The sequence below is a fragment of the Arthrobacter sp. Soil762 genome (assembly GCF_001428335.1).
Classification (GTDB): Bacteria; Actinomycetota; Actinomycetes; order Actinomycetales; family Micrococcaceae; genus Arthrobacter.
Genome location: NZ_LMSG01000021.1, coordinates 88508 through 111350, shown reverse-complemented (window position 1 = coordinate 111350; position 22843 = coordinate 88508). Strand labels below are relative to the sequence as shown.

15 protein-coding genes are annotated in these 22843 nt (G+C 66.1%); 9 read left to right on the top strand and 6 right to left on the bottom strand.

What is annotated here, in order from left to right; genetic code table 11:
• Window positions 1–49 precede the first annotated feature (49 nt).
• From ASG77_RS18195 to ASG77_RS18175, 5 genes are all read right to left on the bottom strand, one after another.
• Window positions 50–6175 (bottom strand): Ig-like domain-containing protein, encoded by a 6126-nt coding sequence (locus tag ASG77_RS18195; RefSeq protein ID WP_056348152.1) that lies wholly within the window; start codon window positions 6173–6175, stop codon window positions 50–52.
• A gap of 267 nt (window positions 6176–6442) precedes the next feature.
• Complete coding sequence (locus tag ASG77_RS18190; RefSeq protein WP_056348150.1) at window positions 6443–7567, bottom strand: adenylate/guanylate cyclase domain-containing protein; 1125 nt, start codon at window positions 7565–7567, stop codon at window positions 6443–6445.
• Window positions 7557–8156, bottom strand: a complete 600-nt coding sequence (locus ASG77_RS18185; protein ID WP_056348149.1) for a PH domain-containing protein — start codon at window positions 8154–8156, stop codon at window positions 7557–7559. The genes ASG77_RS18190 and ASG77_RS18185 overlap by 11 nt, the downstream gene beginning before the upstream one ends.
• A complete protein-coding gene (locus tag ASG77_RS18180; RefSeq protein WP_056348146.1) occupies window positions 8149–9057 on the bottom strand; it encodes a biotin--[acetyl-CoA-carboxylase] ligase in 909 nt (302 codons plus the stop codon). Before ASG77_RS18180 ends, ASG77_RS18185 begins: the two co-directional genes overlap by 8 nt.
• A gap of 68 nt (window positions 9058–9125) precedes the next feature.
• Window positions 9126–10013: an SDR family oxidoreductase gene (locus tag ASG77_RS18175; protein WP_056348145.1), complete on the bottom strand. Its 888-nt coding sequence runs from the start codon at window positions 10011–10013 to the stop codon at window positions 9126–9128.
• Window positions 10014–10248: 235 nt separating this feature from the next.
• Between ASG77_RS18175 and ASG77_RS18170 the strand changes: the two genes are divergently transcribed.
• The 4 genes from ASG77_RS18170 (at window position 10249) to ASG77_RS18155 (ending at window position 15508) form a co-directional block, all read left to right on the top strand.
• The gene (locus tag ASG77_RS18170; RefSeq protein ID WP_056348142.1) at window positions 10249–11832 is read left to right on the top strand and encodes an acyl-CoA carboxylase subunit beta; all 1584 of its coding nucleotides are present in this window, start codon (window positions 10249–10251) and stop codon (window positions 11830–11832) included.
• Window positions 11829–12092 carry an acyl-CoA carboxylase subunit epsilon gene (locus tag ASG77_RS18165; RefSeq protein ID WP_235564657.1) on the top strand — a complete coding sequence of 88 codons (264 nt, stop codon included), beginning with the start codon at window positions 11829–11831 and terminating at the stop codon, window positions 12090–12092. Before ASG77_RS18170 ends, ASG77_RS18165 begins: the two co-directional genes overlap by 4 nt.
• Window positions 12093–12101: 9 nt before the next feature.
• Window positions 12102–13787 carry a DUF885 domain-containing protein gene (locus ASG77_RS18160; RefSeq protein WP_056348140.1) on the top strand — a complete coding sequence of 562 codons (1686 nt, stop codon included), beginning with the start codon at window positions 12102–12104 and terminating at the stop codon, window positions 13785–13787.
• A 257-nt stretch (window positions 13788–14044) separates the two neighbouring features.
• Window positions 14045–15508 (top strand): dicarboxylate/amino acid:cation symporter, encoded by a 1464-nt coding sequence (locus ASG77_RS18155; protein ID WP_056348138.1) that lies wholly within the window; start codon window positions 14045–14047, stop codon window positions 15506–15508.
• Window positions 15509–15575: 67 nt separating this feature from the next.
• Here the strand turns inward: ASG77_RS18155 and ASG77_RS18150 are convergent, their stop codons facing one another.
• Complete coding sequence (locus tag ASG77_RS18150) at window positions 15576–16154, bottom strand: hypothetical protein (protein WP_056348136.1); 579 nt, start codon at window positions 16152–16154, stop codon at window positions 15576–15578.
• Between the two features lie 160 nt (window positions 16155–16314).
• Between ASG77_RS18150 and ASG77_RS18145 the strand changes: the two genes are divergently transcribed.
• From ASG77_RS18145 to ASG77_RS18125, 5 genes are all read left to right on the top strand, one after another.
• The gene (locus tag ASG77_RS18145; protein ID WP_056348134.1) at window positions 16315–17004 is read left to right on the top strand and encodes a TetR/AcrR family transcriptional regulator; all 690 of its coding nucleotides are present in this window, start codon (window positions 16315–16317) and stop codon (window positions 17002–17004) included.
• Between the two features lies 1 nt (window position 17005).
• Window positions 17006–19531, top strand: a complete 2526-nt coding sequence (locus ASG77_RS18140; RefSeq protein WP_056348132.1) for an MMPL family transporter — start codon at window positions 17006–17008, stop codon at window positions 19529–19531.
• A 170-nt stretch (window positions 19532–19701) separates the two neighbouring features.
• On the top strand, window positions 19702–20388 hold the full coding sequence (locus tag ASG77_RS18135; RefSeq protein ID WP_056348130.1) for a Maf family protein: 687 nt from the start codon (window positions 19702–19704) through the stop codon (window positions 20386–20388).
• 129 nt (window positions 20389–20517) lie between these two features.
• Complete coding sequence (locus ASG77_RS18130; RefSeq protein ID WP_056348128.1) at window positions 20518–22332, top strand: acetyl/propionyl/methylcrotonyl-CoA carboxylase subunit alpha; 1815 nt, start codon at window positions 20518–20520, stop codon at window positions 22330–22332.
• A gap of 19 nt (window positions 22333–22351) precedes the next feature.
• Window positions 22352–22792, top strand: a complete 441-nt coding sequence (locus ASG77_RS18125; RefSeq protein ID WP_056348126.1) for a YybH family protein — start codon at window positions 22352–22354, stop codon at window positions 22790–22792.
• Window positions 22793–22843: the final 51 nt, after the last annotated feature.

Here is a 22843-nt window from a genome sequence, read left to right as displayed (position 1 = left end):
CTTGTGGTGCTGGTCTGATGACGCCGTTTTGGAGGGACTGGCGAAGGTGTCAGCATTCGCCGACGTCCGCGCCGCTGATATCGATGGTGGCGAGCTTGACGTACCAGCCTGCGTGGGGGCCGCCGTCCATGCGGTACCACTTGTAGTACCCGGGGTCCGCTGTTGGCGAACCGTAGATGTTCATCCAGCAGGCGCTGTTGATCCAGCCGTCCGAGAAGGAGACCCAGTTCGCGTCATTGCCGCCGCAATCGGGGCTTCCATTCACGTATCCAAAGCGGTCTGGAACTCCGGGCTTGCCGGGACAGCTGTTGTTGGTGGCAGGCTTGACCCGGACCTTGGTGGGGGCGGGCGGCGGGGTGGGATCGGCGCCGGACGTGGAGGTGGCTGGTCCGCCAATAGCGCCGTCCACCACAGTCACGGCACGGACACGCAAGTTATGGCTCTTGCTCCAGCCTCCAGCACCGGCATCGAAGCTGTTGGCCTGGCCCACGTTCTGCCAGCCGCCACCATCCATGCTGACCTCGTAGTGGTTGAGCGCACGTCCATTGGTGGCGGGGTTGTTCCAGGTCCAGTGCACCTGGCCGTCCCCCTTGGCAGAGGTCCTGCCGTCCACGTTGGGCGCATTCGGCGGCCCGTAGGGGTTCCCGGCGCCAATGTTCTTGGCGTCACCGGACACGTTGTTCTTGGTGGACGTGGCAATGATGGTCACGGCGATGTCCCTGCCGTTGGTCAGCCCGTTGATGGTTCCGCCGCCAACCGGGATGCTTCCGGACTTTCCGTCAGCGTTGTAGGTGTACCGGATTTCCGTCTCCGTTGATCCGTTCCGCTGGGCCTGGGTGAGCGGTGTAAACGTCACCCTGAGCTGTCCGCTGGTGCCGGTGTCAGCCACGGTTCCGCTGCTTACCTGGCCTGGCTTGCCGGCTGCCCGGATCTGGGCCGACGGGTTGCTGGTGCCGCTGGTGCCCGCCTTGTTGGTGGCCGAAACCGTGAACGTGTAGTCGGACTCGGAGTTGTCCACGGTGACGTTCTGCGTGGTGCCTGAAACTACCGGCTGAGTGGCCACCACGGCCCCGCCCTGCAGGGTAGTCAGGGTATACGACGAGATCGCATCACCGTTGTTGTTCGGCGCAGTCCAGCTGACACGCAGCTGGCTTTGGGTCCCCAGGGAACCGGCATCTGCAGCGGTAGGCGCAGCAGGGGTGGCAGGTACTCCGGCAGGCACTTCCGCCGCCGAGTAGGGGCTCCACTCGGACGGATCCTTGGCATCATTGCGGGCCAGGACGCGAACCTTGTAGGAGACGCCGTTCTGGAGTCCCTTCCAGACATAGCTCACCGCTGCCAGGTTCTGGATCTGGGCGTTCTGCCCTGGCGGGGCCGGCGAGATTTCCAGATCGTAGGTCTTGACGGGTGATCCCTTGCTGGCCGGTGCCACCCAGTTCACGGAAAGCTGCTTGTCACCGAACTTCAGGGTGGGCGCCAGCGGCGTGTCCGGCTTTACGTCCGGGCGGACCTCGGCGGATGCCGGGGAACGTTCAGATTCGCCGAACTCGTTAGTGGCGGTGACTTCGAAGTGGTACTTCGTGTTGTTGGCCAGCCCGGTCAGCGTGCAGGTGTTCGCCGGGCAGTCCTGCCTGAAGCCCGATTCGCCGTAGACCGTGTACTTGGTAATGGGCGCACCGCGGTCTGCCGGGGCAGACCAGGTGAGCAGCGCCGTCTTGTCCCCGACGCTCTGCGCCTGCGGGGTAGTCGGCGCCAGGGGTTTGTCCTTGACGGTGAGCCGGATGCGCGCCGTGGCATTGCGGGAATCGTCTCCCGTCTTGTCTGCCACGGTGTAAGCCACCACCATGGTGCCCGTGAAACCGGACGACGGCGTCACCGTCACCGAGTCCCCGGACACCGTTGCGCCGCCCTGTCCCGTCTCGGTTGCTGCGGAAATGATCTTCAAGGCGGTCTCGGGAAACGGGTTAGCGTCGTTGGCCAGGACCTTCACGTTGACCGGATTCCCCGCAGCCGCGTTCGGCTCCAGGTCGTCGTTCGCCACTGGTTTGGGCCGGTTGGAGGCCGTGACGGCCAACCGGTAAGTAGCCGTTGCCTCCAGTCCGCGCGAGTCCTTGGCCTTGACCTGGACCGCACCGGTGGTGCCGGTGGCAGTGGCGCCGTCCACGGATGTCTTGAGGATCTTGCCGTCTATCCGGGCATTGAAGCTGGCCGGGCTCCCGCCCACCAGTTCGTACTTCATGTTGTCCAGATCGTCCCGATCGGGGTCCGCGGTGAGCCGGCTCAGGTCCAGGTCTGCAGACTCGCCTTTCGGCACCTCAACTTTCGCGCCCAGGAGTTCGGGCGGGTTGTTGCGGTTGGGGTCCGGCAGCACCTTGGTGCGGATGCTCAGGGTGGATTTCAGCCCTGCAGGATCATCCGGCCCGGTGCCGTCGGTGACCTCAAAGCTGAGCGACCCCGGACCCACGTAGTCAACGCCCGCCGTGTACTTCAGCGCCGTTCCGTCGCCGGAAACGGGGTTGCTGCCATCCGAACCGATGAGCTTGATCCGGTCAGTCTGGGTCAGGCGCGGTGAGCGGCCTTCCCGGACCTTGACCCATTCTTTGAGGTCAACGTTCACGGATTGTCCGGCGATGACCTCGATGACCTCGTCTTTGGCGAGGGTGGGAACCTGCTGCCCCAGCCCCGGCGCCCAGATGATGGCTGTGGACTTTTGGCCGTCCACGTCTTCGACGGTGTATGGGATCAGCTGCGGCTGTTCGGTCAGGTCTACGAGCATGGTGCCGTCAGGCCCCGGGCGGGCGGTGAGGGACTCGGTGCTCAGCTTGAGGTTCTCGCCGACGCCGTCGGGGTCTTCATCGTTCTTGAGGACCGGCACATCCACGGCAGTCTTGCCCATCGCCTGCGCCGAGGTGACCCGGTCGTCGCGGGCAATGGGCGCCTTCAGCGGAACCTCGTTGTCCACCACCACACGGATGGTGGCTTGGGCGGTGGCGTCGCGGTCGTCGGCGACGGTGTACCGGACGTTGACCGTCCCGGCAGCGCCGGGAGCCGTCAGGATGATGCGGCCGCTGGTCTTGCTGACGGTGGCCTGGAGGGCGTCGTCGGCCTCGATACCGTCCGTGAGGATGCGGATGATGTCGCCGTCGGGATCGGTGTCGTTGCCGGTGGCGTCGACGGCGATCTGCCGTCCCGGCCGGACCTTCACTTCGTCATCCACGGGGGTGGGGTTCTGGTTCGTTTCGCCACGGGGGGCGATGCCCACCGTCACGGTCCCGGTGTTGACGGCGCCCTGGCGGTCCACCACCTTGTAGCGGAACGTATCTGTACCGGCGCCATCGCCGGCAGCGGTGAAGTCGATGAAGTTGCTGCCCACGGTGGCGGTTCCCATGGCCGGGGTGCTGTCGATACCGGTCAGCTGAACGGAGTCGCCGTCGGGATCGATGCCGTCCAGGGGAACCGGGATGCGCACAGTTCCGGCGGCAACCACACGGGCGGTGAGATTCTGAGGCTGGGGCCTCGAATTCTCGGCCCCCTCCAGCGGAAGGATGTGGATGGTGACGGCGGCGGCGCTCTTCTGCCCCTGCGGGTCCACCGCGTTGTAGATGGCGCGCACCGTCTTGGGCTGCGGCCCGGCGATGAAGCGCAGGGTGTTTTCCGAGACGAAGCTCTTGCCGTCCAGTTCATCCACGGCTTGCGGCAGGACGGGGTCCACGCTCAGCTCCAGGCCCTGCGGGTGCGTGTCGTTGTCCAGCACCGGGATGGTGACGACGTCGTTGACCCTGACGTTCACTTCGTCGGGTTTGGGCTGGGGGGCCTCGACGACGGCGGGGGCCGGGACGGGGACCACGGAGACGCTGCCGGTGGCTGATTTCCTGCCGTTGGACATGGTGTATTCAAAAAGGAACGGGTCCTTGGTGCCCAGCACATCGGTGATGCGCAGGACGCTGTGGTCGATCACGCTGACCGAGGCCGTGGTGTTGTCCGGGAGTTTCACGGACTGCAGCACCAGCACGCCGCCGGAAGGATCCGAGTCGTTGGCCAGCGGGTCCAGCAGCACGCTGCCTCCGGTGGGCATCAGCGCAACGTCATGCACGGCCACGGGGTCACCGGCGTCCTTGCCGGACTCCACATCAACCCGGATCAGGCCCTGACTGCTCTGCGGGCCGTTGCTGGCGATGTAGGTCAGGTAGACGGGACCGGGAGTGGTGCTGCGGAACGTGAAGGTACCGCCGTCGGTGACCGGGCCAAGTTCGGCAGGACCGTTGGCCTCCACCTGCGCGAGGCGGAGGGCGCCGCCGTTGGGATCGACGTCGTTTTTCAGGGGCGCGATCACCAGGTCCTGGCCCACCACGGCAGTGACGTGATCGGCGTTGACCACCGGCGCCAGGGCGCCCGGCGGCTGGACGTTCACAACGACCTTTCCGGTGACCGTTGCCCGGCCGTCCCAGATGGTGACTTCCACGTTTTTCTTGCCGGCGGTGGCTCCGGAGTCCTGGAACGTCAGCAATCCGTCACGCCGGACCTTGACCTGGTCCTGGTCGTTGTCTGCCTTGGCGTCCAGCAGGACGAGGTCGTCGCCGTCGGGATCCACCCAGTCGGTGAGGATGTTCTGGCTGACGGTTTTGCCCTGTTCCACCAGCATGGTGGTGGAGTCTCCGCCGCGCTTGAATGCGGGCGGCTTGTTTTCATCGGCGGCCACCACGTTGAGCGTGACCTGTCCGCCTGCTGAAAGTCCCCGGCCGTCCGCGGCGTTGTAGCTGAACGTCTCGGCGCCGGGCCGAGCGTCCGCGGGAACGGAGATCTGGAACGCGGTGCCGCCGTAGATGCTCTCCAGCGTTCCGGCTTTGGGCCCTGAATCGCCGACGGCGGCGGTCAGGACGTCGCCGTCAGGATCCGAATCGTTGTCCAGGACGCTGAGGATGGTGGTCCGCCCCGGACGAACGCCCAGGGTGTCCGGTTTGGTTTCCGGCGGCCGGTTCGGTTTGGTGCGGTCCGGCAGGACGTTGATGGTGTTGTTGTCCGCCGATTCCTGATCCTGCTCATCGGATTCGTTCTTCGGAGGAACAACGTCGTCCCAGTTGTTCACGAGCTGCATGTTCTGGTTCACCAGCCACACATTCCCGGAGTTCACATCGTTCAGGACCACCAGGTCCCGGTTCACGCGGAAAACGTACGACGGCGACGCACTCGCCTTGGGCACGTCAACGTTCTTGTCGTCAGCATCATTGGTGCAGTCACGGACATACTTGTTCACCCCGGACCACGCAGCATGCACACACCCGGCCAGCTGCACCGGAGCCGCCGGCACACCCTCGCCGTCGAACGTGACGGTCTTCGCCGTCGAACCGTCCAGCGGCTGCTTCAACAACGCCTTCTGCGTCGAAACCGCCACAAAATCACTCGCCGGACCGCCCTGCTGCAGCTTCGCGTCCCGCGCGTTCTCCAGCTGCAGCCGCTTACCGCCCGGCAGGAACAGCTTCCCCGCCGCAGCATCCAACACCACCGGCTTATCCCCCACCACCGTGATCTGCAGATCGCCTGCACCCTTAAGCTCACCCCAGCTACTGGAATCGGTGGACACCACTTCGCCGTTTGCGTCCACCGAAGTGACCGTCACTGCGCCCGACTTGGGATCGGCACTGTAGATCCGGTCATCGGTGCCCACGGCCGAGACCAGGCCTTCGGAGCCAACCATCACAGGTTCGGAGGCTTCCTGGTCAAAACCATTTACCGTGGACGGCGACACCGCCCAGACCTTCCCCGATGCGGCGTCCGTTACTGAGATCACGCTGGCACCGAAGCTCACATCGGCCGAACCCGGCAGCTGCTTGTCCCCGCCGAGGCGCATGTTCGCAGGAGAAACCTGGTTCAACGTCGAACCCGTCTCATCATCCACAAACACATCCCCGGCATTCTGGAGAATATCGAAGGTGGTACTCGCCGGCGTCACCGCACCATCCAACACACGCGAGGGATAATTCAGCCGACCCACGGCATTCTTGGACTTGGAGACTACCCACACGCCGCCGTCGTTCAACTCCACCTCAGTGGTCTTAAACCCCGGATAGATGATCGCGCCGGCAACCAGCACAGCGCCGGCCGCGGCAAAGGCCGAACCCGTAATGATCTTGTTGTGGCGCTTCTTGAGACCGAACTTCCCCAGCAGTGATGTCACAGCGTTACTAATCCCTCAATTGTGTCGCGGCCCCCAGCGGCCCCTCCAAAGACCCGATACCGGGCTCTCTGTTCCCCGCGTCAGCCTACCGAAGCATGGCTGCTGCCGCGATGGGGAGCGCTCCCCTGGCGCTGCGGGACAGGCCGCCGCCAGGGTCGACTATATCGCGATACGCCAACAACTGGATAAACCCGCAGGTCAGGACAAACACGTCCCTGACGCTCAGCAATGGGGTATTCCATGGCTCGCGGACCGTCCCGGTTCCGGCTAGTCGAGGACCAGGCCTTTTCCTTGACCGCGCGCCAAGAGCACGGGATGGATTTCGCCGAACCCACGGACATTTTCAGCAGGCTGCGGAACGAGAATGAAGCGCTTGTCCTGGTCCAGCGCGGACGCAGTCATGGAGTCGATCAGGACCGTTCCCGGATCCGCCAACGTGGTAAGCCTGGCGGCGAGGTTGACCGTGGGGCCGTAGATGTCCCCCAGCCGGGACAGGATCCTGCCCCAGACCATCGCCACGCGCGCTTCCGGCAGGATCTCGTCTTCGGTGAACGCCTGTGCCAGGGCCAGCGAGATCTCGGCTCCGGCAGCCGGAGTTTCCGCGATATACAGGACTTCGTCGCCTACCGTCTTGACCAGCCGCCCGCCGCCAACGGAAATGATCTCGGCGCATTTGTTCTCAAAGCGCTGGACCAGCCGGGCGAGGGTCTTTTCATTCATCCGGCGGGAGAGACTCGTATAGGAAACCAGGTCAGCAAAGCCGACGGCGCGGGCCAACGGCAGCGGGGCGTCGTCTTCATCGCCGTCGCGGCCTTCTTCGCTGGCCTGCAGGCCGGCCTCGGCGCGCACGGCCAGGCGTTGCACGCCGGCATTGAGTTGCCGCCGCCACGAATAGACCAGCATCTCCTCCAGTGCATCCAGCAGGGAGGGAAGTTCCTTCACCAGGCGTTTGCGGGCCACAGCGTCCGTGACGCCCTGCTCGTGGACCATGTCCTCCACGAGGGCCTCGATCTGCCAGACCACCATGCGGTCTGTCATCTGCCCGATGGACCGGGTCACGGAGATGGCGGCTTCCTCGGTCAGCACCCCGGTGCGGACCAGGTCAACCACGGTGGACAGCGCAGCCTGATCCCGTTCGGTGAAGGCGACGTCTTCGTCGCCGAAGTTCGGGAAGCCGAGGGCACGCCACAGCTTCCGGGCCGAAAGGAGGGACAGCCCTGCACCGGCAGCCACCTCACGGCGCCGCAGCTTCCGTTCGCCGCCCAGCAGCCGGGTCTCCAGAGCCTTGGCAGCCACTCGTTCCGGAGAGAGTGTGCCTGTTGCCGGGTGGGCAGTTTCGGGTACGGCGGGAGCCGGCAGGTCCGCTTCGTCCCGCTGGTCCTCATCGTTCATCGTCTCCACCTTCTCTCAACTCCCACGGCAACGCTTCGTCTGTGTAATCCGATATCTCATCAGTCCCCGGGTCCCCGCCCGCAGGCAGTTCGTCAATCGCATCCAGCACGAAGTCCCGGAACCGTACTGCTTCCGGGACGTCCTGGATGTTCACCACACCTTGGTACCCGGTTTCCAAGGATATATTCCCGGAGCGCAATATGCGCTGCAGCACCGACTGGTGGACCGTCACGTTGCGGATCGCCGCGAGGTTGACCTGCTCGCCCCGGCGCCGCATCATGCCGTAGCGGGCAACAATCCGCCTGCTCGTGAGGATGTACCGGGTTGCCTGCCACCGCAGCAGCCGAGGCAGGCAATATGCCAACCATATCCACGCAGCGGCCAGGACGCATGCCAGGACGATCCACGGTGTCCAGTCGGCGGAAGCCACCGGCACCAGCCGGGTAGCCTCACCCCGCACGGTCCAGGCACTGGCAAAAGCTGCAGCGGCAGGTGCCGCAATGAAGGCTGCGGCCGGGCCGGCCAGCTTCCTCGGCTGCGGGCGGGTGATTGTAATGACCTGCTCGCCCGGCACGAGGCCTTTACGCATAGCCGCTTTCGGTGCCCTGGCCCGGCGGGGTCCATGGGCGCAGGTGGACAACATCGCCGGCGGTGACCACATGCTCGCGGCGGTCCTTGTCCACCACCAGCAGTGAGCCGTACTCGTCCAGCCTCGAAGCGTGCCCGATGATCTCGTGGTCACCGGGCAGCTGCGCGCGCACTTGCTTGCCCAGTGTCACCATGGCGGACTCCACCCGTTTGTGGAGCGAAGGGCCGCCGGCAATCCCGGCGGTGGGGTCGCCGTCGGCATTGCAGAAGCTGCGGTAGAGCACGGCGAAATGGGCGAGGTAGCTCTTGAGCAGCACGGTCCGATCAACGGTCAGCGGTTCTTCCAGGGCAACCGACGTCGCTGTGGGCACCGGGAGTTCCGACGCGGTTAAAGTCACGTTCAGGCCGGTCCCCAAAATGACCGGAGGAACAGAGCCGTCCCCCATGGGCCCCAGCTGGGCCAGGATCCCGGCGATCTTGCGGCCACGGACCAGGACGTCATTGGGCCACTTGAGCTCGGCCGGAATACCCGCGGTCTCAAGAAGCGTCTCCCGCAGCGCCAGCGCGCCGAGCAGTGACAGCCATGAATACGTGTGCGTGGGCAGGGGCCTGCCTTCGGCATTGGCGGGCCGCAGGACCAGGGACACCGACACCGAGCTCAGCGGCGGCGCTTCCCACCGCCGGTCCAGGCGTCCGCGGGCGGCGGTCTGGTACTCGGCCGTCAGCACTGACAGGTCCGGCCACTCCTTTGGCTCAACCGTCACCGAGCGCAGGAGGTCAGCGTTGGTGGAACCGGTGGAGTCCACCACCACCACCTTGGCGATGCCTGTGGCCGCCAGGAAATCCTGGTCCGCCAAGGCTCCACGATCCAACGGATTTCCTGGGGTGTGTGAGTCATCCATGGTTGAATCCTATCGACTCAGGCGCCGCCGCTGGCGGTTCCCACAGCCACATGACTGGAACCCGTGGCTCAGAGGAATATGTCCGGAACCAGGCGATCCTCCGCGGCCCCGAGGCTGTACGGACGGAAGTCGGTGACACCCGCCGCGCGGAGCACCTGTTCGTCCGTATAGAAGTTGCCGCTGGGTGCACCGGCGCCGGCCAGGTTGCTGCCGGTCAGGACGGCGTGGGCTGCGTCGGCCATGATCTGCGGTCCGCGCGCGGCCTGGACGATCTCCTGGCCGCCGGGCATGTTCCGGATGGCCGCGGTATCGATGAGGGTGCACGGCCAGAGCGAGTTGACGTTGATTCCGTCGGCCTTGAGTTCTTCGGCAAGGCCCAGCGTGGTGAGGCTCATCCCGTATTTGGCCATGGTGTAGGCCAGGTGCCTGCCTGCCCAGTGGGGGTCAAGGTTCAGGGGCGGCGACAGCGTCAGGATGTGCGCGTGGGCCGATTTGCGGAGGGCGGGCAGTGACAGCTTGGACAGCAGGAACGTGCCGCGGACATTGATGTCCTGCATCAGGTCGTAGCGTTTCATGTCCACGTCGTCGGTGGTGGAGAGATCAATAGCGGATGCATTGTTGAGCACGATGTCGATCCCGCCGAAGCGTTCGACGGCGGCCGCCACGGCTCCTGCGACGTCTTCGTCGCTGCGCACATCACCGACGATTGCCAGGGCCTGGCCCCCGGCGGCCTCCACCTGCTCGGCGGCGCTGAAGACGGTGCCTGCCAGCTTGGCGTGGGGCTGGCCGGTCTTGGCCATCAGGACAATATTGGCACCGTCCTGTGCGGCCCGGGTGGCAATGGCCAGCCCGATGCCGCGGCTGCCGCCGGACATCAGAATGGTGCGGCCCCGAAGGGACCCGGTGGCCTGGTAGGGCCCTGCGGCAGTGGACCTTGCATCGTTGCTGGAAGTCATGGCTCCACTGTAGCCGAGCTATGTTACTGGCAAGTAACATAGCGCTGACCGCTGGAAAGTGCGGAAAATTGTAGGTTTTCTACAGTCGTCCCACGCAGATGCGTCATTAGACTAGCCAGCAGGGTTCGTCTTTTGTGTGGAATCTACTTAAATCCCGCACCTGACCTGCCAGTTACCACCGCACGCAGCACCACATTGTTACAGCACCAATCTGCTACAGAGCCGGAGACACTTGATGAGCCACGATCTGACAACGACAGCGGGAAAGATCGCCGATTTCCGCGACCGCCAGGCCCGTGCAGAACAACCCTCCGGCCCCGAAGCCATCGAGAAGCAGCATGCCCGCGGCAAGAACACTGCCCGCGAGCGCGTTGACCTGCTGCTGGACGAAGGCTCGTTCGTGGAGCTTGACGCGCTGGCGGTGCACCGCTCCACCGCCTTCGGCATGGAAAAGAAGAAGCCGCTCGGCGACGGGCTGGTCTCGGGCTACGGCACCGTGGACGGGCGTCCCGTTGCCGTCTACAGCCAGGACTTCTCGGTTTACGGCGGATCGTTGAGCCAGGTCAACGGCGAGAAGATCGTCAAGGTCCAGGAATTCGCCCTGCGCAACGGCTGCCCCGTAGTGGGCATCCTCGACGGCGGCGGTGCCCGCATCCAGGAAGGTGTGGCCTCCCTGGCCATGTTTGCCGACATCTTCCGCAATAACGTCCACGCTTCCGGCGTCGTCCCGCAGATCTCGCTCATCATGGGACCGTCCGCCGGCGGCGCGGCCTACTCCCCCGCCCTCACGGACTACGTGGTGATGGTGGACAAGACCTCGCACATGTTCATCACGGGACCGGACGTCATCAAGACCGTCACGGGCGAAGACGTGGACATGGAAACCCTCGGCGGCGCCCGCCAGCACAATGCCACGACAGGCACCTCCACGTACCTCGCCTCCGACGAAGCCGATGCCATCGAGTTCGTCCGCGAGCTGCTGGACTTCCTGCCGTCCAACAACCTCGCAGAGGCCCCGGTTCTGGAGCACCAGCAGGAGCTGGAGATCAACGACGACGACCTCGCCCTGGACACGCTCGTCCCGGACTCTGCCAACCAGCCGTACGACATGCGCACAGTCATCGAGCAGATCGTTGACGACGCACACTTCCTGGAGATGCAGTCCCTGTATGCCCCCAACGTGATGATCGGCTACGGCCGGGTTGAGGGACACACCGTGGGGATCGTGGCCAACCAGCCGCTGCAGTTCGCCGGCACGCTGGACATTGCCGCCTCGGAGAAGGCCGCCCGCTTTGTCCGCCACTGCGACGCCTTCAACATCCCCATCATCACCCTCGTTGACGTTCCGGGATTCCTGCCCGGAAAGGACCAGGAGTTCCAGGGCATCATTCGCCGCGGCGCCAAGCTGCTGTACGCCTACGCCGAAGCCACCGTCCCCAAGCTGACGGTCATCACCCGCAAGGCTTACGGCGGAGCGTACATCGTGATGGGCTCCAAGAAGCTCGGCGCGGACCTGAACCTGGCGTGGCCCACGGCGCAGATCGGCGTGATGGGTGCCCAGGGCGCCGTCAACATCCTGTACCGCCGCGACCTGGCCGCCGTTGCCGAGGCCGGCGGGGACGTTGAGGCCCGGCGCGCCGAAGTGATCCGCCAGTACGAAGAAGAGTTGCTGAACCCCTACCAGGCCGCCCAGCTGGGCTACGTGGACGCGGTCATCGCACCGTCCGATACCCGGGGCCAGATCATCAGGGGCCTCCGCGCCCTCCGCGACAAGCGGGCGAGCCTGCCCACCAAGAAGCACGGGAACATCCCGCTGTGATCGCGAAAGATCCGCCGGTCGGAGCCCCGTTGGTTGAGCCTGTAGAAACCAACGCGCCCGCCGATGCCCCCGTGCTTTCTGTAGTCAAAGGGCAACCGTCGGCCGAGGAGCTCGCGGCGCTGACCGCCGTCGTGCTTTCCCTGGGCAGCGCGGACGCCGTGGCCGACGGGAAGCCCACCGCCCGCGACTGGGTGCGCCGCCAGCAGCTGCGGCTCGCCCCGACGCCGGGTCCTGGCGCCTGGAGGCGGAGCCGGGGTTAGGCTCGTGGGGTGACTACCGATGCCGCCCCCGCCGCCCGTCCGCACTCCGCCATCGATGCCGTGGCGGATGGCTATACCGACACACTTATCCGCCTGAACCCGTCGCTTGCCACCGAGTTGGGGCTGCCGGGGCATGAGACCGAGTACCCGGATTACTCCCCCGCCGGCATCGCCGGTTTCGCAGCGGAAGCCCGCAAGGCCCTTGCTGCCCTGGAGGGCCTCGCGCCCCAGGACGACGTCGATACCGTCACCCTGGACGCCATGCGGGAACGGCTGGGCCTCCAGCTGGAAATCCACGAGTCCGGCTGGGACGTGGCGGAGCTGAACAACATCGCCTCCCCCGCACAGGACATCCGGGCCATTTTCGACCTGATGCCCACAGACACGGCTGAGCACTGGGAACACATCGCCGGCCGCGCGCTGAACGTCCCGGGCGCCCTCCGCGGCTACACCGAATCACTGCGCCAGGCCCGGGACGCGGGCAGGGTCGCGTCCGAACGCCAGGTCTCAATTGTCATCGAGCAGACCGCCAAATACGCCGCCGAAGACGGCTTCTTCGCCAAGCTCGCCGCCGAGGCCCGGACTGCGGACGGTCCCCTGCCGGGCGAAACGCAGGAAACGCTCGACGCCGGCGCTGCCGCTGCCCGGGGTGCCTACCGGGAGCTCGCGGAGTTCCTCCGCACGGAACTGCTCCCTGCCGCGCCGCAGCAGGACGCCGTCGGCCGGGAACGCTACGCCCTGGCCTCGCGCTCCTTCCTGGGCGCCGCCGTCGACCTCGAAGAGACCTACGCGTGGGGAGTCCAGGAACTCGACCGGCTCATCGCCGAGCAGGAAAATGTTGCGTCCATCATCAAGCCTGGGGCCAGCATCGAGGAGGCCAAGGATGTCCTCAACAACGACCCTGCCCGCCAACTCAAGGGCACGGAGGCCCTCAAGGCGTGGATGCAGGAACTCTCGGACAAGGCAGTTGCCGAGCTTGCCGGCGTGCACTTCGAGATCCCGGACGTGATGAAGAAGCTCGAATGCCTCATCGCCCCGACCGACGAGGGTGGCATTTACTACACGGGCCCCTCCGATGATTTCAGCCGTCCCGGCCGGATGTGGTGGTCAGTTCCCGCCGGCGAAGACACTTTCACCACCTGGGCCGAGACCACCACGGTCTTCCATGAAGGCGTCCCCGGCCACCACCTGCAGGTGGCCACCGCCACCTACCGGCGGGAACTGCTGAACAAGTGGCGGCGGAACATCTGCTGGACTTCCGGCCACGGCGAGGGCTGGGCCCTGTACGCCGAAAAGCTTATGCAGGAACTCGGCTACCTGGCCGATCCCGGCGACCACATGGGCATGCTGGACATGCAGCGGATGCGGGCGGCCCGCGTGGTGTTCGACATCGGCGTCCATCTGGAACTTGAGATCCCCGAACGCTGGGGCAGCGGAACATGGACCCCGGAGGCGGGCTACGACTTCCTCAAGGAGAACCTTCCCATCAGCGAAGGCCAGCTCAAATTCGAGTTCACCCGCTACCTCGGCTGGCCCGGCCAGGCCCCGTCCTACAAAGTGGGACAGCGCCTCTGGGAACAGATCCGGGCCGACCTCGAAACCCGGCCCGGCTTCGACCTCAAGGCCTTCCACACGCGAGCGCTGAACATCGGCTCCGTAGGCCTCGATACCCTCCGCCGGGCGCTGCTCAGCTAACTGCTCCGCCGGGTGAGGCCCTGAGGGGCCATATCCTCGGCGTGCTGCTCCTTCGTCGCTTTGACGCACGCTGCCGGATGTGTCCCCTCCGCGCCTCTTGGGGGTGACTTTTGGCACATGGCCGCTGGGAATAACTTCACAATTGCCTTGATTGGTACGGGATTTTCGGGGTTCCTGGCCTGTTGTGGCACTGGGGCGGCGTAACATTTCTCAACATCTGTTCGCCGTGATAAGAAACCCGGGCCTAGCGTGTTCTGGTGAGCACTCAAACCCGCACCCCCGAATCCGCAGGAAAGACCGGCTTCCAGCTGCCCAAGTGGGCCGGCTCGTTCGGTTTCCAGATCATCGCCGCCCTCATTGTGGGCCTGGGCCTCGGCCTGCTGGCCAAGTACACGGGCAGCACCAAGGAGGCCCCCAACGGCCTCGGCGCCACGCTGCAGACCATTGGCTCCAGCTACGTTTCACTGCTGCAGACTGCGGTGGTTCCTCTGATCTTCACCGCCGTGGTGAGCTCGATCTCGAACCTGCGCCAAGTCTCCAACGCCGCCAAGCTGGCCTGGAACACCCTGCTGTGGTTCGCCATCACGTCCCTGATCGCTGTCGTGATCGGCATCGGCCTCGGCGTGCTCCTGCAGCCCGGCGCCAACACCGGCATCACCCAGGAGGCCAAGTACGCCGGCAAGTCCGGTGACTGGTGGTCCTTCCTGATCGGACTGTTCCCCAAGAACTTCCTCGGACTGGGTGCCAGCTCCACCGTGACTGAAAGCGCCACCGCGGCCACCACAGTCAGCACCTCCCTCAGCTTCAACGTGCTCCAGATCCTGGTGATTGCCATCGCCGTCGGCGTCGCCGCCCTCAAGGTGGGCAAGGCTGCCGAGCCGTTCCTGAACCTCAACGCGTCGGCGCTGGCCGTCATCCAGAAGGTCCTCTGGTGGATCATCCGCATCGCCCCGCTCGGCACGGTGGGCCTGATCGGCAACGCCGCGGCCGTGTACGGCTGGGACACCATCGGCGCGCTCGGCAAGTTCACGTTCGCCATCTACGTTGGCCTGGCCCTGGTGCTGTTTGTGGTTTACCCGGCCCTGATCCGCTCGCACGGCCTGTCCGTGAAGCAGTACTTCTCCGGGGTATGGCCCGCCGTGCAGCTCGCGTTTGTGTCCCGCTCCTCGATCGGAACCCTGCCGCTGACCCAGCGCGTCACCGAGCGCAGCCTCGGCGTTCCCCGCGCCTACGCTTCCTTCGCCGTGCCCCTGGGCGCCACCACCAAGATGGACGGCTGCGCTGCGATCTACCCCGCGATCTCCGCCATCTTTGTGGCCCAGTTCTTCGGCGTCCAGCTGGAGGTCAGCCACTACCTCCTCATCGGCCTCGTCTCGGTCCTCGGTTCCGCCGCAACGGCCGGCACCACCGGCGCCGTGGTGATGCTCACCCTGACGCTCTCCACGCTGGGACTGCCCCTGGCCGGCGTCGGACTCCTGCTCGCGGTGGACCCCATCCTGGACATGGGGCGCACCGCGGTCAACGTGGCGGGCCAGGCCCTCGTGCCCACCATCGTGGCCAAGCGGCAGGGCATGCTCGACGAGGCGCTCTACAACGCACCCCGCAACGGCACTCCGTTTGTGGACGACGACGCCGACTCCTCAGCCACGGACCCCTCCGCCATCGCCGGAGGTACTGAAGCGCCGGAGGCCGGACGCGAACTGGCCGACGCGAAGGCCTGACGCTCCAGCCCCGCCAAAGAGACACCCCGCCCCCTGAGCTTGTCCAGGGGGTGGGGTGTCTTGTTTGTTAGCGGCCGCCACCTCCGATGACTCCGCTCTGGACAGCCTTGGTCACGGCGTCGGCCTCGGCCTGGGTCAGCTTGCCGTCGGTGACGGCCTGGTCCAGGCGGGTCTTCAGAGCCGCGGCGCGATCTGCCTGTTCGGCGGTGCGCAGCTCTTCAAGCGCCGCCGTGACCTTGGCCTCGTCGATGCCGAGCGTCGCCGCGAGGGACTTCGCGAGCTCAGCCTGCTTCGCGGCCGGGTCCGGCCGGGTTCCTTCAGTTCCGTCGGCCGGCGGGGTGGTGGGCTTGTTGGCCTCGCGGTAGGCCTTCAGGGCCTCCGTCACCTTGGCCTCGTCCACGCCCAGCTTGGTGGCAAGTTCCGCTGCGTCCACGCCGCGGAAGCCGCCGTGGCCATGGCCACCCCGCATGCCCTTCCCTTCAGCTGGGGCAGTGCCGGTGCTCCCGTCGGCCGAGGCGCTTGAGCTGGCGCTGGGGGTGGGCGTCGGCGTCGTGGTTGCGGACGCCATGCCGGCGACGCCGATCCCGGCGCCAAGGGCCAGCGCGGTGGCCGTGAGGCCAAGGGCAATTCTCTTTGTGCGTACCATTCTTGTCTCCTGGATCTGCCGTCCGGTGACGGCTGGTGAAGATGTCCCAGACGGGACTCTTCCAGTCTTCGGCGGCAGGTTCAGGCTCAGCTGTCGGGAACCTTTCATCTTCCTGTGAATCAACTTGCGCGGCGTGCAAACTTGCACGTAGTGTAATTTCATGCCCGAACTTCTCTCGCGCCGTGAGCTGAACAAAGCCGCCACGCGCCAGGCCATTACCGATGCCGCGTTGACCTTGCTGCGCGCCCAGGGACCCGGGAATTTCACGGTGGAAGACATTGCCGAATCAGCCGGGATCTCGCGCCGCACCTTCTTCAACTACTTCAGCAGCACCGAGGCCGCCCTGGCCTCGATGACGCACGGGTTTCTGGACAACGCACTTCAGCAGTTCCGGCAGCGGCCCGCCGACGAGCCCATCCTCGAATCCGCGCGCGCGGCCCTGATGCAGCTGGCCGACCCCATGACGGTGGCGCCGCTGGCTGAGCTCTTCACCCTCACCCAGGACAACGCGGTCCTGTCCCGGTCCGAACTTGAGGCGTGGGATCACTGCACCGAAGAGATCATCAGCGCGGCCCGGGAGCGTTTCGCCGGAACCCCGGGCGCCGTCGTCGACGAACTGTACCTGCGCGCCCTCGCAGGCTCCGTCATCTCCTGCGGGAAGGCGGCCATGGACGTGTGGTTCGCCCGATGCGGCGCCGATCTCTCCCCCGCATCACTCGCTGTCCTGCGGCAACTGCTCATTGACGCCATGGGCCACCTCGGCTCCGGCTTTGGCAGCCCCGTTCCGGCAGCCGGCCCCTCCGCGACGTCCACAACCGCCACTACCCACCTCAACAAAGAACGGCTCTGACATGGCCCTGCTGCTCTACCGCCTCGGCAAGTTCTCCTACCGCCACCGCTGGCTGGTCATTTCGCTCTGGCTCGCGGCGCTGGTGGCCGTCGGCGGCTCAGCAGCCGCCTTCCACGGCACGCTGTCCAACAACTTCCAGATTCCAGGCACTGAAACGCAGCGGATCGCGGACAAGCTGAAGCAGGAACTGCCGGCAGCGTCGGGCGGCTCGGCCACGATCGTCTTTGAAGCCCCGGAAGGCGGCTTTACTGACGGCAGCCGCGCCGCCGTCACGGCTGCCCTCACCAAGCTTGGTGACCTGCCTGACGTCAAGGCCACGGTGGATCCCTTCTCCACGCAGGCCCAGCTGGACCAGGCCGGGCAGGCCATCGCCGACGGCGAGCAGAAGCTTGCCGCGGGCCAGGCCCGCCTGGATGCCTCACGTGCCGAGCTCGGCGCCGGCAACGCGCAGCTGAACGCCGCGGAGCAGCAGCTCGCTGCCGGCGGCGCAACAGCAGCCATGATCGAGGCCCAGCTCGGAGCGCAGAAGGCCGCCCTGGCACAGGGCCAGGCGCAGCTCGACGCCGGCACACAGGAATGGGAGGCCGCCAAGGCCAAGCTCGATCTGGGCAAGCGGCAGGCGGAGGCATCCGGCGGGATCCGGTTTGTCTCGGCGGACGGCCAGGCTGCCGTGGCACAGGTGCAGTTCAACACCTCCATCAACGCCCTCACCCCGGCGGTGCGCCAGCAGGTCCAGGACATCGTGCATCAGACTTCGTCCGCGGGCGTAACGGCACTGGCCAGCAAGGAAATCACCGAAGACATTTCAGAACTCTTCGGCACGGCCGAAATCATCGGCATCGGGGTGGCGGCCCTGGTCCTGATCCTGATGCTGGGCACGCTCATTGCCGCGGGCCTGCCGCTGCTGATGGCCGTCATCGGCGTTGGCGTCGGGGTGGGCATCACGTTCGCCCTGTCCGGCGCCTTCGAGATGAGCTCCATCTCCCCCATGCTCGCGCTGATGCTTGGCCTCGCCGTGGGCATTGACTACTCCCTGTTCATCGTAAACCGGCACCGGACCCAGCTGCTGGCAGGCTTGGACCCCGGGGAGTCCGTGGCACGCGCCACCGGAACCTCGGGCAACGCCGTGCTTTTTGCCGGCCTGACGGTCATCATTGCCCTGGCCGCCTTGGTGGTGCCCGGGTTGCCGTTTCTGAGCGTGATGGGCCTGGCAGCAGCAGGCACCGTCGCGGTTGCCGTCCTTGTGGCGCTCACCCTGACCCCGGCTCTGCTGTCCCTGATCGGCCGGCGCATCATTTCCCGGCGGGCGTGGGCCAAGGCCGAAGCCCACAACGCCGAGGCCGGCCACGAGGTTGCCGACCACGCCAAGGATGAGGAAAAGAGCACCCGGGGCTGGGGCGGCCTGGTTACCAGGCACCCCGTCGTGGCGCTCGTCGCCGGCGTACTCCTGCTGGGAACGCTGGCCCTGCCCGCCGCTCAGCTCCAGTTGGCGCTGCCCGACGGCGGCTCCGAACCGGTGGACTCCGAGGCCTACCAGGCCTATGACGTCACCGCACGGAGCTTCGGCGAAGGCGTCACTGGCCCCATTGTGGTGGTGGGTGAATTCCCGGCCGGCCTGGACGAAGCCCAGGCCCAGGAACTGCAGTATGACGTCGCGGACCTGATCCGCGGCGTGGACAACGTAGTGGCAACAGTGCCCGTGGCACTGAGTGAAGACCGCCGCACCGCCGTATTCCAGGTCATCCCGGAAGAGGGGCCCGCCAAGGCCGGCACGGTGCAGGTGGTGAGCGAACTCCGCGAACGCGGCACCCAGATCCAGGCCGAAACGGGGGTCACCATCGGCCTGACCGGGCAGACCGCCGGCAACATCGATGTCTCCACAAAACTCGGTGACGCCCTGCCGCCGTACCTGGCGATCGTCGTCGGGCTTTCCCTCATCCTGTTGCTGCTGGTATTCCGCTCCATTGTGGTTCCCCTCCTGGCAACCGGCGGTTTCCTGCTGTCCCTGGCCGCCGCTTTCGGCCTGGTGGTGGCCGTATACCAGTGGGGCTGGCTGGGTGGAGTGTTCGACGTCGCCAATCCCGGCGCGGTCCTGAGCTTCCTGCCGATCATCCTGATCGGTGTGCTGTTCGGCCTGGCGATGGACTACCAGGTGTTCATCGCGTCGGGCATGCGTGAGTCCTATATGCATGGCGCCCCGGCCAAAAAGGCCGTACGCATCGGCTTCAGCCATGCCGGCGCCGTGGTGACCGCCGCCGCTATCATCATGGTCAGCGTGTTCGCCGGCTTCATCTTCAGCCACCTGACCATGGTCCGGCCGCTGGGCTTCGCCATGGCGTTCGGTGTGCTGCTGGACGCGTTTGTGGTCCGCATGACCATCGTGCCGGCTGTGATGTACCTGCTGGGCGAAAAGACCTGGTGGCTGCCCAAGTGGCTGGACCGGATCCTGCCGGACGTGGACGTGGAGGGCGCCCGGCTGGAACGCCGCGAAAACGAGCCGCAGAAGCTGACCGAGCCCGTCCACTAGGCAACGCTCTCTCACGTTTGGGCCCTTTTCGGGGAACGCTCTCTCACCTTTGAGGCCATATTGCTGAACCCTCCTGCACCCTTAAGGCCGCGGCTGAGAGAGCGTTGGGGAAAAACGCGCCAAAAGTGAGAGAGCGTTGGGTGGGATGGTGATGAAGCTACGCTTGAGCGGTGACCCGCCTGATCCTCGCCTCCCAGTCCCCCGCCCGCACCAAACTCCTGGCCGACGCCGGCATCCGGCACTCCGTGCTCGTCTCCGATGTGGACGAAGACGCGGTCCAGGCCCGGTACGGCGTCACCGATCCGCACGATACCGCGCTGCTGCTGGCCCGCGCCAAGGCCGAGGCGGTAGCCGCGTTGCCGGAAGCGGAGGGCGCGCTGGTCATCGGCTGCGACTCCGTCTTCGAGTTCGACGGCGAGGCGCACGGCAAACCGTACACGGCCGCCGTCGCCCGCGAACGGATGCTGCGGATGAGCGGCAACAGCGGTGTCCTGCACACCGGGCACTGGCTGGTGGACTGCCGCGCGACGGCAGCCGATGACGAGCCCGCCGAGATAAGCACCGACGCAGCGGCCGACGGCGGCATCACGGCACCGGGATCCGGCGCCACGCTCGGGGCAGTCGCCTCCGCCGAGGTCCACTTCACGGAGATGGATCCGGAAGAGATCGACGCGTACATCGCCACGGGCGAACCGCTGCACTGCGCCGGCTCGTTTACGATCGACGGCCTGGGCGGGGCGTTCATCCGGAAGGTGGACGGGGACCCGCACGCCGTCGTCGGGCTGTCAGTCTCCACGCTGCGCAGTCTCCTCGGGCACGCAAACGTACGCATCACGGACCTGTGGTCCGACGAATAATTGCGGCGATTTTCCGACCAATTGTAGGTTCCCTACAAAGCCGCGCCCGTTTACACGCGGAAACCGCAAGTAACATCGGCGGAACCCACAAAATCGCGCTAGGCTCCCTGAAGGAAAGAAGGAGACGCCTTGTCAGCAAATTTGGAGCAGTCCGCTAGTCCCGTGCAGTCGAACCTCACCAAGGTGCTGATCGCAAACCGAGGCGAAATCGCAGTGCGCATCATCCGCGCGGCACGCGACGAGGGCATTGCCTCCGTGGCTGTCTACGCCGATCCGGACCGCGACGCGCTCCATGTCAGGCTGGCCGACGAGGCCTACTCCCTCGGTGGCAACACCGCCGCGGAGTCCTACCTGGTGATGGACAAGATCATTGACGTTGCCCGCCAGTCCGGTGCCGACGGCATCCACCCCGGTTACGGCTTCCTCGCCGAAAACGCCGAGTTCGCCGCCAAGGTCATCGCGGCCGGCATCACCTGGATCGGCCCGTCCCCCGAGGCCATCTCGGCCCTCGGCGACAAGGTGCAGGCCCGCCACATCGCGGAGAAAGTGGGAGCCCCCCAGGTCCCCGGCACCGCCGATCCTGTGCAGTCGGCCGAGGAAATCCTCGAGTTCGTGGACAAGTTCGGCCTGCCCGTGGCCATCAAGGCAGCCTTCGGCGGCGGCGGCCGTGGCATCAAAGTGGCCCGCACCCGCGAAGAAATCCCGGAGCTCTTCGAGTCTGCCGTCCGTGAGGCCACTGCAGCCTTCGGCCGCGGCGAGTGCTTCATCGAACGCTTCCTGGACGCCCCGCGCCACGTCGAAACGCAGTGCCTCGCGGACGCCCACGGCAACGTCGTGGTCGTCTCCACGCGTGACTGCTCGCTGCAGCGCCGCAACCAGAAGCTCGTTGAAGAAGCACCGGCCCCGTTCCTCACCGAAGAGCAGAACCGCCGCCTCTACGAATCCTCCAAGGCGATCCTGAAGGAAGCCGGTTACCTCGGCGCCGGAACCTGCGAGTTCCTGGTGGGCCAGGACGGCACCATCTCCTTCCTCGAGGTCAACACCCGCCTCCAGGTGGAGCACTGCGTCTCCGAAGAGGTCACGGGCATCGACCTGGTCCGCGAACAGTTCCGGCTGGCGCGCGGCGAGGAGCTCGGCTACGGCGACCCCGAGGTCCGCGGCCACTCGTTCGAATTCCGCATCACCGGCGAGGACCCGGGCCGCAACTTCATGCCCGCCCCCGGTACCATCACCACCCTGAAGAACCCCACAGGCCCCGGCATCCGGATCGATTCCGGCGTGGAGGAGGGCGATGTCATCAGCGGCAACTTCGACTCGATGCTCTCCAAGCTGATCGTCACCGGCGCCACCCGCGCCCAGGCCCTGCAGCGTTCGCGACGCGCTTTGGAAGAAATGGTGGTAGGGGGCATCCCCACCGTTATCCCGTTCGACCTCGCCGTTGTTTCGGACCCCGCTTTTGCGCCCGCGGAAGGGCCTTTCAGCATCCACACCCTCTGGATTGAAACCGAATTCGTCAACAACATTCCCGCCTGGACGCCGGACGGAACCGCTGAAGCCAGTGGCGACGCCGGTGAACGCCAGCGCGTGGTGGTTGAAGTGGGGGGCAAGCGCCTCGAGGTTGTCCTGCCGGCCTCCCTTGGTTCGATCGGGGCGGGTTCCGCCGCCGGCGCGAAGTCCAACAAGTCCAAGAAACGCCTCCGTTCAGGCGGAGCGGCTGCGGCCGCCGCCGGCGACGCGCTGACCTCCCCAATGCAGGGCACCATCGTCAAGGTTGCCGTGGCCAACGGCGACGTTGTGTCCGAGGGTGACCTGGTAGTGGTTCTCGAAGCGATGAAGATGGAACAGCCCCTGACCGCGCACCGTTCCGGCATCATCACCGGACTCAACGCAGTGGCCGGTGAGACGGTTTCGGCCGGCGCCGTCATCGCCACGATCGAAGACTAGACCCTGCCGGAGGCACCCCATGCTCGCACCCAGTTTTGAAGAAGAAGTAGACCGCTACCACCTGGCGGTTCCGGAAATCACCCGCGGGAATCCCGGTGCCGTCAAGGACCTGTATTCCAGGCTCGACGACGTCACGCTGGCCAACCCGTTCGGCGGCATTGCACGTGGCTGGGCCCAGGTGGAGGCCCGGCTGGACCAGGCGTCCCGGCAGTTCCAGGACGGCGAGATGCTGGGGTTCGACACCATCACCTCCTACACCGCACGCGACACGGCCTACCTGGTGGAAACGGAACACTTCCGTGCCCGGCTGGAGAGCGCCGCAGCGCCAGAGGAATTCGCGCTCCGTGTGACCAGCATCTTCCGGCGCGAAGAAGGCTACTGGAAGCTGGTCCACCGCCACGCAGACCCGGCCGCGCAGCCGCAGTCCCGGCGATCCTTCGCGCAGCCCGTCAGCCACTGACAGCGTTCGTGCCTCTGGCGCCGGGGCTGTGCTCCGGCGCCAACCGCAGGC

What these genes read in the sequence shown, in the direction of transcription:
- ASG77_RS18140 (WP_056348132.1), top strand. Translation starts at nt 17,006, where the DNA reads ATGGCCCTGCTGCTCTACCGCCTCGGCAAGTTCTCCTACCGCCACCGC.
- ASG77_RS18175 (WP_056348145.1), bottom strand. Translation starts at nt 10,013, where the DNA reads ATGACTTCCAGCAACGATGCAAGGTCCACTGCCGCAGGGCCCTACCAG.
- ASG77_RS18185 (WP_056348149.1), bottom strand. Translation starts at nt 8,156, where the DNA reads ATGCGTAAAGGCCTCGTGCCGGGCGAGCAGGTCATTACAATCACCCGC.
- ASG77_RS18180 (WP_056348146.1), bottom strand. Translation starts at nt 9,057, where the DNA reads ATGGATGACTCACACACCCCAGGAAATCCGTTGGATCGTGGAGCCTTG.
- ASG77_RS18170 (WP_056348142.1), top strand. Translation starts at nt 10,249, where the DNA reads ATGAGCCACGATCTGACAACGACAGCGGGAAAGATCGCCGATTTCCGC.
- ASG77_RS18190 (WP_056348150.1), bottom strand. Translation starts at nt 7,567, where the DNA reads ATGAACGATGAGGACCAGCGGGACGAAGCGGACCTGCCGGCTCCCGCC.
- ASG77_RS18145 (WP_056348134.1), top strand. Translation starts at nt 16,315, where the DNA reads ATGCCCGAACTTCTCTCGCGCCGTGAGCTGAACAAAGCCGCCACGCGC.
- ASG77_RS18150 (WP_056348136.1), bottom strand. Translation starts at nt 16,154, where the DNA reads ATGGTACGCACAAAGAGAATTGCCCTTGGCCTCACGGCCACCGCGCTG.
- ASG77_RS18125 (WP_056348126.1), top strand. Translation starts at nt 22,352, where the DNA reads ATGCTCGCACCCAGTTTTGAAGAAGAAGTAGACCGCTACCACCTGGCG.